The organism is Thermoactinomyces daqus (genome assembly GCF_000763315.1).
Lineage (GTDB): Bacteria > Bacillota > Bacilli > Thermoactinomycetales > Thermoactinomycetaceae > Thermoactinomyces_A > Thermoactinomyces_A daqus.
This window is the reverse complement of record NZ_JPST01000006.1, coordinates 138,330-150,502: the sequence shown is the minus strand read 5'-3', so window position 1 is coordinate 150,502 and position 12,173 is coordinate 138,330. Positions and strand designations below refer to the sequence as shown.

Annotated in this window: 11 protein-coding genes; 2 read left to right on the top strand and 9 right to left on the bottom strand. The window is 52.5% G+C overall.

What is annotated here, in order from left to right; all coding sequences use genetic code 11:
• Nucleotides 1–340: hypothetical protein (locus JG50_RS20610; RefSeq protein ID WP_235281595.1), on the top strand; the 340-nt coding region annotated here is incomplete at its 5' end.
• A gap of 78 nt (nt 341–418) precedes the next feature.
• On the opposite strand, the gene JG50_RS0103535 is transcribed toward JG50_RS20610, so the two are convergent.
• The gene (locus JG50_RS0103535; RefSeq protein WP_033099715.1) at nt 419–1,276 is read right to left on the bottom strand and encodes a DUF421 domain-containing protein; all 858 of its coding nucleotides are present in this window, start codon (nt 1,274–1,276) and stop codon (nt 419–421) included.
• A 113-nt stretch (nt 1,277–1,389) separates the two neighbouring features.
• Between JG50_RS0103535 and JG50_RS0103530 the strand changes: the two genes are divergently transcribed.
• Entirely contained in the window at nt 1,390–1,596 is a 207-nt protein-coding gene (locus JG50_RS0103530; RefSeq protein ID WP_033099714.1) for a DUF1657 domain-containing protein, read from the top strand.
• Nucleotides 1,597–1,710: 114 nt separating this feature from the next.
• On the opposite strand, the gene JG50_RS0103525 is transcribed toward JG50_RS0103530, so the two are convergent.
• The 8 genes from JG50_RS0103525 to JG50_RS0103490 form a co-directional block, all read right to left on the bottom strand.
• A complete protein-coding gene (locus tag JG50_RS0103525) occupies nt 1,711–3,018 on the bottom strand; it encodes an ammonium transporter (RefSeq protein WP_081943694.1) in 1,308 nt (435 codons plus the stop codon).
• A gap of 125 nt (nt 3,019–3,143) precedes the next feature.
• Nucleotides 3,144–5,351, bottom strand: a complete 2,208-nt coding sequence (locus JG50_RS0103520) for a YheC/YheD family protein (protein ID WP_033099713.1) — start codon at nt 5,349–5,351, stop codon at nt 3,144–3,146.
• A 103-nt stretch (nt 5,352–5,454) separates the two neighbouring features.
• Complete coding sequence (locus JG50_RS0103515) at nt 5,455–6,180, bottom strand: DnaD domain protein (RefSeq protein ID WP_033099712.1); 726 nt, start codon at nt 6,178–6,180, stop codon at nt 5,455–5,457.
• 116 nt (nt 6,181–6,296) lie between these two features.
• Nucleotides 6,297–7,589, bottom strand: a complete 1,293-nt coding sequence (gene asnS / locus JG50_RS0103510) for an asparagine--tRNA ligase (RefSeq protein WP_033099711.1) — start codon at nt 7,587–7,589, stop codon at nt 6,297–6,299.
• Nucleotides 7,590–7,787: 198 nt separating this feature from the next.
• Nucleotides 7,788–8,543, bottom strand: a complete 756-nt coding sequence (locus JG50_RS0103505; protein WP_235281594.1) for a sugar isomerase domain-containing protein — start codon at nt 8,541–8,543, stop codon at nt 7,788–7,790.
• Nucleotides 8,544–8,567: 24 nt separating this feature from the next.
• On the bottom strand, nt 8,568–9,731 hold the full coding sequence (locus tag JG50_RS0103500; protein ID WP_033099710.1) for an N-acetylglucosamine-6-phosphate deacetylase: 1,164 nt from the start codon (nt 9,729–9,731) through the stop codon (nt 8,568–8,570).
• On the bottom strand, nt 9,718–10,488 hold the full coding sequence (locus JG50_RS0103495; RefSeq protein ID WP_033099742.1) for a glucosamine-6-phosphate deaminase: 771 nt from the start codon (nt 10,486–10,488) through the stop codon (nt 9,718–9,720). Before JG50_RS0103495 ends, JG50_RS0103500 begins: the two co-directional genes overlap by 14 nt.
• A 59-nt stretch (nt 10,489–10,547) precedes the next feature.
• Nucleotides 10,548–12,035, bottom strand: coding sequence for a sodium:solute symporter family protein (locus JG50_RS0103490; protein ID WP_033099741.1), 1,488 nt, complete (start codon nt 12,033–12,035; stop codon nt 10,548–10,550).
• Between the last annotated feature and the right edge of the window lie 138 nt (nt 12,036–12,173).

Below are 12,173 nucleotides of genomic sequence, written 5' to 3'. Positions count from 1 at the left end.
AAGCGTATGGGGTCATTATAATTGTGCCGCCGTTTTATTCAGAGTTTTTTTTGAATTAAGTGTAGACGCCTATATTAAAAAGAAAAACATAACAGATTGTAACACCAACAGTAAATTGGTAGTTAAAGTAAAAAGAGTTTCCGAGTATATGGAAAATAACAAGATTCTAACTCGAGATGAATTAAAGCCTGTAAATACTTCTGTATCTTCTCAGGATTATTTGGGTTCTACAAATACATTAAACGCGTATGTACACAATTCTAATATGCAACCTTTATCAAAAGATTTAAAAACCACATGGGATAACATGGAAAAATTCATCAAAGCAATTTGGAAATAATAAACTGCAACTTAGTAGATTCGATAAAGATAAAAAACCCCTGCGACCCATCACAGTGCAGGGGTTTGCCGCTGTCTCTTACGTAGTCAGATAAGGCTTTAATCGGTCAATCACTTTTTCCAGTTTGGCGGCACATTCTCCGTACATCGCTTTGACGTCTTCCCGCTCGGTTGACAGAGCGAACATTTCCAAATCGGCTTCGCATTTTTTCAGAGTCGCCAGGAGCGCCGGTTTTTCTTGCGGTTTCGCCAGTTGGAGCTTGTCATCATACACATCGAGATACAGCTCGCCGCTGGAGTCGACTTGCCCGACAAATACATTTTCCAACTGCACCCCCTGCTTTTCCAGCTGTTCCTTGAGCCAGCGCCGATTACGGCCCAAGCGGAACAACGCTTCATCCAAAATGCTGCCATCCATAATCACGATTTCCGGTTCCCGTTCCTCCGCAACCTTCAGCCCCAGCATCTTGGGCGTCAGCGGAAGGCATTCCTTTTTCAGCATGACATCGATAATCCCGTTCGGTTCCATCACCGCAAACTCGACATCGGACAGCTTGAACACATTTTTCTTGCGCAGCTGGGACATCAACTCATCGATGGTGATTCTCTCTTTTTTCAGGTTATCCTCGAGCACTTTTCCCTCTTTGATCAAGACAGTGTCTTTGCCGTCCAGCCAGTCGCGGGCCGTCTTGCTCTTCAGCTGCAAGAAATGAATAAACAAAATGACCGCCACCCAGACGAGCAGGGAAATAAAACCCAAATATCCCTCTTTCATTTCCAGAGACATGTGGGCCGCCAGATTCCCGATGGTGATCCCGGTGATGTACTCAAACAGGGAGAGTTGGATAATCTGTCTTTTTCCCATCAACCGGGTCAACACAAACAAGACGACCACGGTTATCAATGTTTGTACAATCACTTGAATCCAATCCGCCATGTCGCAATCCCCACTAACTTTCAGTAATTTTTCTCTGTATAGTATGGAAGCATCCCAATCGGCCTATTCATCCCGATTTTTGCGCATATTAACAGCAGAAAGGAGTTTTGCTTATGACTGTTGCAGCCAAAGTAAAAACCTGCCTGGCTTCCCTTCGCAGTGCACAAGCAGGTTTGGAGCAGTTTTCCGTGGAATCGCAAACGCAGGACGCCAAAAAAGTCTTCTCTGAAGCAGCACAGACGGTGCTTGAGATCATTGAACAGGTAGAGCGTCGCGTCGGAGAGCTGGAACGGGAAGAACCGGAGTACAAAGGGTTTTGAGGAAACAATCGTCTCTTTTCAGCGCGTCACGGGAAGGAAGACTAAAAATCATTCAAAAAAGGGGCGAGGTCACCTTCCGAAGAGAACCCCGCCCCTATTTCCGTTCCTTTCTGCTCAAAGCACTTTTTGCCCCGATTCCCAAACGGTTTCACGACGATCCGGTGCTTCAACCCGGTTTACGGGAAACGGCAGACTGATATATCCGTAACGGCCGTGCTCGCTTAAATCCAACCCGTTCCGTTCTTCATGTTCGGATACGCGCAATCCGATCACCTTCTCCAGAACCCACAATGCCGCAAAGGAGGCTGCAGCCACAAATGCCATCGTGACAACAATCCCGAGCGCCTGGACAGCAAGCTGTTCCCATCCTCCGCCATAAAAGAGACCGGCTCTCCCAATTCCAACATTTTTCACCAGGTCGGGAGCAGCAAAAATCCCGCAGGATAACGTTCCCCAGACTCCTGCCGCCCCGTGGACAGAAGCGGCCGAGACCGGGTCATCGATTCCTTTTCGTTCAAACCATTTTCCTGAATAATATCCGACGGTTCCGGCAACCGCTCCGATCACCACCGCCGCCCATGGCCGGACAAAGGCGCAGGGGGCGGTAATGGCCACCAATGCAGACAGCGCTCCGTTTAAAGTCGCGGAAATATCGGCTTTACCGGTAGTGATGCGCGAGATGAAGTACATGGTCAAGGCTCCGGCGGCAGCAGCGAGGTTGGTCGTCAAGGCCGCATAGGCAAACAGTCCGTCCTGAACATGTGTGGCGCTGCCCGGATTAAAGCCGAACCATCCAAACCAGATGACAAAAACCCCCAACACCGTGTAAACCTGGTTATGACCGGGAATTTCAACGGACATTCCGCGTTTGTCAAATTTGCCCAGTCGCGGCTTCAACATCATCGTGGCCACCAGCGCCGCGACTCCGCCTTGGAGATGGACGACGGTGGAACCGGCAAAGTCTTGTTTTCCCAACAGATGGAGCCAGCCGTGTTCCCCCCAAACCCAATGCCCCACGACAGGGTAAATGAAGATGGAGTAAATGGCTCCAAAGACAATATAAATCCCCATTTTTCCTCTCTCAGCAAATCCACCCCAGGCGATGGCCAACGAAACGGCCAAAAAAGCAAACTGGAACAAGTAGGAAACCGAAATCGGCAATGCCCCCGAATCCTGGGGCAAATGCAAAAACCAACCCGTTGTGCCAATCCACTTGCCCTCACCAAAGGCAACCGCATAGCCGGCAACCCAGAAAGCGAGAGCGGCGACCGAAAAACCGATCACCTGTTTCACGGCGATATGCCCGGCATTTTTCGCTCTTGTCGAACCGACCTCCAGCAAAACAAATCCAACCTGCATCAGCATGACTAAAACGGCCGCCAGCATCATCCACATTGAGTCAAGTGCTTGATCCAGCCTCATGGTGATCCCCCGATTCCTCAATTATGTTATAATACCTTACATTTGTTTTGTATATTATCATACAGAGAGATCACCAACCACAATGATGTCAGATTTTTTTACAATAAAAAACTTGAGCAGATCGCTCAAGCCAACCGGTGATAAATTTCGCTTAATTCTTTGGCTCCTTTACTCCAGCCAAAATAGTTTTCCGCTCTTATGCGCGATTTTTTCCCCATTTCCTTCAGCTGATCCGGCCGGTTCAACCACTCGACCAATACTTTGGCAATGCGCTTGCTCAAACCCGGCCCCGGTGAGACCAAACGTCCATTCACCCCGTTTTCAACCAGTTCGCCAATCCCCCCGGTCTGCGTCGCCAAGATCGGCAGCCCGGTCGCCATCCCTTCCACTGTCACCAATCCAAATGCCTCTTTGCCAACTGACGGAACGACCAAAACATCAGCCAGTTGATAAACCGCAGGTAACCCCTGGTGCGGAATATGAGGCCACCAACGGATCTGTTCACCGTGCTCGCGCCCCAGCTGGCGGCATTTTCGCAAATAGCCGGTCTCCACGTTCCGCCCGTAAAAGCTGCTGCCGACGATTAACAGAACGGCAGCGGGATGCACCTCCCGCACTTGTTTAAAGGCTTCGATCAGCAAGTGCAACCCTTTTTGCGGAACAATCCTTCCGACATAGAGAATGACCGGGCGTCCGTTTAATTGATGCCGGATTCGCTCTTCAATCCTTCGCCGGCGAACGGAAGGATCGTGAATGGAAGCAAATTGGTGCAGATCCACCCCGAGCCAGATTTCTTTCAGCTTATGCATAATCTGGGGATACTCTTTTTTCAGGCAATCGGCCATGTATCGGCTGTTGGTCAAAATGAAATCATAGCGGGGCAGCAACTTTCTCAGCGCTTTGCGATTGGCGTACGGAGGGTTAAGGTAAGTGTGCGAATGCACAAAGAGGACTTTTTTGGCATTCGGAGCTGCTTTGGCCAGACGGTTTAAAAGGAGAGGCCGGTTTTCCACCTGGATGATATCCGGTTTCAGAAACTTGAGCGACTGTTCCACCCTTTTGTAATATTGCTGCGTCACGGGAGCTTTCAAGTCGAGCGCCGTCGCATCCGCCATCTCTTCCACCTGATTTCCCAGCAGCAACACATGATGGTTTTTTCCCAATTCCTTGGCCCAGGACCGGGCCACAATCTCAACAGAGCCGCTTTTTCCACCGTGAACAGGCAAATTTCCGGGGGTGATCAGGGCCACGGTCGGTTTTCCCGGCTTTTCTGCCGGCGGCTGGCGGTAAAGATAAGCGGCATATTCCATCGGTGCGGCAAAAGTGCGCCGCCACGATTCCAGATCACCGGCTTGATGGAAGGTAATGCGCAAATCACGTCCGTTGATTTCGATGATCCAGATGTCTCCTTTTTCATCAATCGCCAAATCGAGACCCAAATCAGCCATCCCGGGAATGCTTTTTTCCAGCGCTTTGGCTGCCATCACCGCAACCCGCTCCATCTTTTCCCGCACCGATGCCGGTTTGGTAAATCCAGCTTCGACCATTACTTCGTCAAACCTGCGCGCTTTGCCGCCGACCGCCACATTGGTGGCCACGGCATTCTCTTTTCCTACCTTGGCTACGATACCGGTAACCTGCCACTGACCCGTTCCGTCTTTTTGAACAGAAACACGAAAATCGACGGGCCGCCGGTTGATCGTGAGCAGAGAAATCGGTTGCTGGACAATCACAGGAGCGTGAATATGTTTGTGAATCCAGGCCGGAAGCTGATTAAACGGAACTTCTCCCTTTGCCCCTTTGGCATCCTCAATCCAGATGGCCCCGTTTTTGTGCATCAGGCGGCAAACGCCGATCCCCAAACTTTTGTTCCGCGGCTTTATATAACAAGCACCGAAGCGGTCAAACATCTTCTGCAAAACGGGCTGTTGATAGAGAAAGGTTTCCGGGAGGTGCGGCTTTAACTCCGGTTCCCGCTCAAGAATCTGCGCCACTCTCCACTTATCCATGCGGTTATCCCTATTAAAGATGATCAATCCGGGCAGGGCTCGGAGAAGTTGATACTTCATCTGAAAGACGGCGGGTTTGATCCGGTTATGAATCACTTTGGGAAGAGGGTGGCGTTGTTGATGGTAACGCCCGTCAGGTTCTCTGGTAAATCCGTCTACGGTACGATCAGCCAATCTCACATGCTCAATCGTAAAGAAGATTGGTTTTAATCCCACTTGGCGTGCGGCCTGATCGTAATGGGGAAATACTTCGTACGGCGTGCGATCCCGGATGCAGTCGGAAAAAATATGGCGGCTTACCAAAACCCCTACCGTATCAGCCACAAACGATCCCCCCTTTCTCTCTAAGTGTATGCAACAAACAAATGCCTTAAAGAGGATAGCTGTCCCGGCGACAAAAAAATAGACGAAAGATTTCGCTCTTCCGTCATTCTTGATTCACCCAGTTATAAAAAGAGAAGCCGCTGGCCCGATGTTGTTTTTCTCTGATTCCGGACTGGTATAACATACCTTTTTGTCTGAATTTGCGCGAATACTCCACTGCTTCCTCCGCTGTCCGCACATTATTGCGCTGCCATTCAAACAAAATCCGGTCGATGTACCGGAAATTCAGCTTGCTGCAAAAGACCGCTTCCCGCAAGGCGGATTCAATCAATTCTTGCGAATATCCGTCTTCATCAATCCATCTCGCCAGCATTTGGCATTCCATCGGTGACAAAGGCCGGCCAAACTCTTGTTCAAACAGCTGGAAAACTCGATCGTATGTCTCCCCATCCAACTCTTCCTCCGCCGAATCCCGGTCAATAAATGAGGAAACCAGCTGTTGCATCAGCGGTACAAGGGAATAGCGTTCACTGCGGACTCCGTACTCATTCACCTCATGTTCAATCCGCAAATAGCCGCCGCGCACCAGCCGCTGAATCATATCGACGATCTGTTCCTGTGTGAGATTCATCCTCATCTCCAATTCACTAACCGTCGGAAACAGCTTTTGTTCCTTCTCCTGAAAGAAAAGAATATGAATCAATAACATAACTTCCGTTTCAGATAATCCGACCCGTTTATACTCCGTCAATAAGAGAACGGGCAAAGAGAGGGAGCCCTGCTGCAGGAGTTGAACCAGAGCCGTCTGCACTGATCCTTTTCCATCCATGCTTATCCACCTCGCTTGTCTTTCTACTATACCACAGGAATTTTGGCGTAAAATAGACTTGAAAAATGGAAAAGCATCGGTTTGAACCGATGCCCCTCACTTGATCCCGATTCTCCTTACGGGTATAAACGGTTAAGCATACGCGGGAACGGAATGGTTTCGCGAACATGATCCAAGCCGCAGATCCACGCCACCGTCCGCTCCAGTCCGAGACCAAATCCCGAATGGGGAACAGTCCCGTATTTTCTGAGATCCAGGTACCATTGGTAAGCTTCGCGCGGAAGATTGTGAGCTTCATATCGCTTTTCCAGCAATTCGGGGTCGTCGATGCGCTGACTGCCCCCGATGATCTCCCCATATCCTTCCGGTGCAATCAGATCGGCACATAACACCACTTCAGGGCGGTTGGGATCCGGCTTCATATAAAACGCCTTTACTTCAGTCGGGTAATGGGTGATAAATACCGGCCGGTCAAAGCTTTCCGCGATTTTAGTCTCATGCGGCGCCCCAAAGTCGTCCCCCCATTTAAAATCGGCAAAGCCTTCTTTATGCAGCAGTTCAACCGCTTCGTCATAGGTGATGCGCGGGAAAGGCGCCTTTACTTTTTCAAGGGCGGAGATGTCACGATCCAATGTTTTAAGCTCTGCCTGACAATGATCCAAAACGGATTGCACCACGTGGGCAAGCAGTTGTTCTTGGATCTTCAGGCTCTCCTCGTGATCGACAAAAGCCATTTCCGGTTCAATCATCCAAAACTCGATCAGATGGCGGCGCGTTTTCGATTTTTCGGCGCGAAACGTCGGGCCGAACGAGTACACTTTGCGCAGGGCCATCGCCGCCGCTTCCATGTACAGCTGACCGCTTTGCGTCAAATAAGCATCTTCATCGAAATACTTCGTGTGAAACAGATTGGTGGTTCCTTCACAGGAAGAAGGAGTCAGAATCGGCGGATCCACCCGCGTAAAGCCGTGTTTGTCCAAAAACGCCTGCACCGCCCGGATAATTTCCGCGCGGATGTTGAGGATGGCCCGCTGTTTCGGGGAACGAATCCACAGATGGCGGTGATCCATCAGAAAGTCGACACCGTGCTCCTTTTTGGCAATCGGATACTCGTCGGCAACCTGAATCACCTCGATCTTGGTCACGTCCAACTCAAAACCGCTCGGAGCGCGTTCATCCTGCCGGACAACGCCCCAAACATACAAGGAACTCTCTTGGGTCAACTTTTTTGCATCTTCCCAGATCTCGGGAGATACTTGATTTTTCAGCAAAACTCCCTGGATAAAACCAGTTCCGTCACGCAACTGCAAAAACATGATTTTTCCGCTCGAGCGTTTATTGTAAAGCCATGCGCCCAGTTTTACCTCTTGTCCGACATGCGCGGCTGCCTCTTTAATCGTCGTTAACACCTATGTACCCTCCATCCGAAATTATGACACTGAATTTTATTATACAACCGCGTATTTTAAACAGTCAACGAATCAGCGTCATTCCGTGTTCCGGAGTGAAACAAGCGAAAGACCCGGGCATCTCTTCCCGGGCCGAAAATCTGCTGAAACCCAAGCACTTCCGCAAAAGAAAGATCACAACGCGGCCTGATCAACGATCTACAGCTTTTTGATCCGTCCTTTGAAGCGATCAATAAACCGCGCATTGGCCTCGTCGCCGCCAGGGGCGTTTCCGCTCATCCAGATCGGCGGTGTCACTCCCTCCAGAACCAAAAGCTGTACCGCTTCCGCCATCAGACTGTTCAACAGGTAAGCATTGGCAAAAGTGGAAATCGCCGCGACACGCTGCTCCAGACCGGGAATGCTGACAACCGCATCTCCCACTTCCACCTTGCAGTCCAAAACAACATCGACGAGTTCATACAGATTTTTCTTTGTCGGATGGCGGGCCGGATGGTTTTCCGGGGTCATGGCGGCATGTTGCACCGAGGTTACGCCGATCGTGGTCACCCCCCGCCGTTTTGCTTCCAGTGCCGCGTCGATGGTCGCCGCATTGATTCCGTAAGCATTGACGATGATGAGCAGATCACCGGCCCCGAGCTGGTAATCATCGATGACGATCGCTCCGTATCCCGGGGTGCGTTCGATCGCCATAGAGCGCAGGGCCCCCCCGCTTAAAAGCGTGCCTTCATCGAGAATCGCGCTGATGTGCATAAGCCCTCCGGCCCGGAAAAAGATTTCCTGCGCCCCCAGATTTGAATGGCCTCCGGGTCCGTAAACGTACACGATCTTGTCCTGTTTGACATGATCCGCGATCAATCGCGCGGCACGTTTGACCGCGTCCGCTTCTTCCCGCAACCTTTCCAGATGAGCCACGATTTTGCGAAAGTACTGCTCCATGACCGTTTCCGCCACGCGCCACTCCTCCTTTTCCGGTTGTCACCCAGTTTCATGCAGGACGCAACCTCGTTTAATCGTCCGGAAAATGCGGATTTCCCCGGCTGTCTGTTTAAAGACGGCCAGATCTGCCGGGGCTCCGGCCGCCAACCCCCGCAGCGCCGGCAACCCGAGGTAAGCAGCAGGCCTGACTGAGGCCATATCCCAAGCTTGGGGCAACTTGCAGAGTTGTTTCCGGATCAAATAGGACACACTCTGACGCAAAGTCTGCACCGAACCGGCCAACAGCTGCGGCTGCTCTTTCAGATGCAGTTTTCCCTCCGGCGTCAACACCACTTTCCCGCCGATATGCGTTTCATACTCCCCCGGTTCGCCTCCCCCGAGACTGACGACATCGCTGACCAGCATCGCCTTTTCCTTTTTCATGGCAAGAAAGACCTTCAACACGGAATCGGGCAAGTGAAATCCGTCACCGATCATCGTTGCCAGCAATTGATCTTCGGCGAGCTGATCCCAAATGTAGTTGGGGTGTCTCGGCAACATCGCATGTGCTCCATTGCCGAGGTGCGTGGACAGGCTCGCCCCCGCACGAACGGCAGCAGCGATCTGTTCTGTACCGGCTGCCGTGTGTCCGATCGCGACGCGTACACCGGTTCGGACACATTTTTCGATAAAATCGATGGCATCCGGCCACTCCGGCGAAAGCGTAACCAGGCGGATACGCCCGGCAGCCGCGTTTTGCCAGCGTTGGAACAGCGTCCAATCCGGGGGTTTTACATAAGCCGGATCATGGGCTCCGCGCGGTCCGTCTTCCGGCGAGATAAATGGCCCTTCCAGGTGAATGCCCGGAATGATCCGTTCGAGCAGAGGCTCTTCGCGGATTGCCGCCGCAATCACCCGCAGCGCTTCCTCAATGGCTTCATCGCTGTTGGTAATGACGGTTGGCAAATAAGCCGTCACTCCTTCCGCCCATAACATCCGGGTCAAGGAAAACAGCGCTTCAGCGGACAGCGGCAACGCATTCAGATCGATTCCGGCAAATCCATTCACTTGCAGATCGACGAAGCCCGGTGCCAGCCACGGTAAATCGTCACTTCTCTTGATATTGCGAATGTCGCGGATCCTGCCGTCCTCAATCTCAACGGCAACGGGAGATCCGGTTCGATAGTCCACCCCTTCAACCAGCCGGAGCTCAGTTTCCTGCATGCTGACTCCCCCCGTAAGACTCCCCGTCCAAATACAGAATACAATCCCCGTGTGTCCGCAGGATTGATGCCGGACAATCCGGAGAAACCGGACCCGTGAGCGTCCTGTGCACCGCCTGGCGTTTTGTGGGCCCCGGGACAACACAAATGAGATGACGGGCTGAGACGAGCGCTGGTACAGTCAGGGTCAATGCCGTTTTCGGAACAGAGGCAAGATCGGGAAAACATCCGTCGTGAACCTGCTGCTTCCTGCATGCCTCATCAAGCTCGACGGTTTTCACCACAACAGGATCGGCAAAATCGGCGACACCGGGATCGTTGAAAGCAATATGTCCGTTCTCTCCGATTCCGAGGCAGACAATATCAATCGGCGCTTCATTCAGCAAGCGGGCATAGCGGATGCATTCCTGCTCCGGATCATTACCCGGGTTCATCAGGTGAACCGTGCCCGGTTGAACATGGCGAAACAAATGTTCCTGAAGGTATCGGGAAAACCGTTGCGGCGCATCCTCCGGCAGTCCGATGTACTCGTCCATGTGAAAGGCCGTCACACGCGTCCAGTCCACTCCGTCCGCACGGCAAAGGTGCTCAAGAAATTCATTTTGCGAGGGCGCCGCGGCAAAAACCATGCGCACTCTGCCCTGCCGGAACAATGTTTCCTTCATCTTCTCCACCGTCTTTGCCGCAGCGGCCATTCCCATCGCATTCCGATTCTCGAACACATGTACCTGCAAAGTATCCACCGTTTTCTTGATCATCGGTTCCAATCCCCGACTCACGGAAGCCTCCTCCTTCCTGTTTTTCCGTTTGCCGGCCATCATCCGGGCGATTCTGAATCCCCGGAATCCCCGCTGAGGACTTCCATCATTTGCTCCACTTCCGGGCGGCGGTTGCGGGTACACCAGCCCGTCACCGCAAAAACGATGGCCGATACCAGCACCGGCAACCCTTGTTGTGCCGCTTCACTGACGTCAAAGACGGTTTTGTCGAGCGCAAATGTGAACACTCCGGCCATGAGCGAGACGATGGCGGCTGCCGGTCCGCTGTTGCGAAACGCGGGCAACAACCCAAGCAGCATGGCAACTGAGACCGGCCCGACCAAGGCCCCAAACCAGGAGACCAGGAGTCCCAGCACCCCGCCAAATGCTCTCTGTTCCACAGCCACGATCATGGTCAGCAAAACAAGCACCAGCGTCGTCGTGCGGGCGACGATCAACTCGCCCCGGCTGCTCAGCATGGTCCACTTGCCGCGCAGCCTCGGAAAAATATCGCGTGTGAAAACTGAGGAAATGGCATTCGCATCAGACGTGGTCATGGCCATCGTGTGGCTGAACATCCCGGCGAGAACCAATCCGGTCAGACCGTGCGGCAAAAACTTCGTCGCCAGCAAAGCATAAGATTGGTCGGGCTGCTTCAGATGCGGGAAGAAAATCGGCGCGGCCCACATCGGATAAAACAGAACCAGGGGCCAGAAGAGATAGAGGATACCGGAGAGAAGCGCAGCCTTACGGGCTTCGGAACCGGACGGTGCTGCAATATATCGTTGGGCCAGGTTCCACGTGCCACCGTTGTAGCTGAAAAAATCGATCAGCAGAAACGCCAGCGCAAACCAGAGCGTATACGGCCCGGCAAACAAGTCCGAATGCCCCGCCGGCAACCGGCTCCACATCCCGGCAATCGCGCCGATCCCTCCTAGATTGGCCAGCACGATCACAAACATGGCAATCCCGGCGGCCAACTGGATGAGGAATTGTGCGAAGTCGGTCAAGGCATCAGCCCACAGCCCGCCGATCGTCGAGTAAATGAGCGATACACCACCTGAGAGCAGAATGCCGGCAGAGAGCGGAAGACCGGTAAACACTTGCAGGAGAATGGCAATCGCCGCCCACTTGGCACCGATATCGAAAACTTTTAACAAAATGCCGCTCCATGCCATGAGCTGGTGCGTCGGGACATTGTAACGAGTGGACAGGTATTCCAGCGGCGATCCGATTTGGTAATGCTCCCTTAAGCGCGTCCAGCGCGGAGCAATCGTAAAAGCCCCGGCAAAAACGGCAATCGACACCGGAACAGCCCACCACACGTAGATCGTGAACCCGTACTGGTAGGCAACGGCCGCATATGCCACAAACACGGCAGCACTGTAGCCGGACATGTGGTGAGACACTCCGGCGAGCCACCATGGCATTTTTCCGCCGGCCGTAAAATAATCCTCCGCATTTCCTACCCGGCGATATGACCAGACACCGATTCCAATCATCAACAGGAAATAGAGAATCAGGATGAGCCAGTCAATTGCCGCCATATATTGGCCCCCTTTTTTCAATGATTTGATCCGCATGTCCGGTCGGATGGGTGCCGCGACCCTCCCCATTTTCAGGGCTTCACCCCCGGGGGCTTGCCGAATTTTCGCTCTTTGTACCCGCCGTCTCCAGTCCAGATA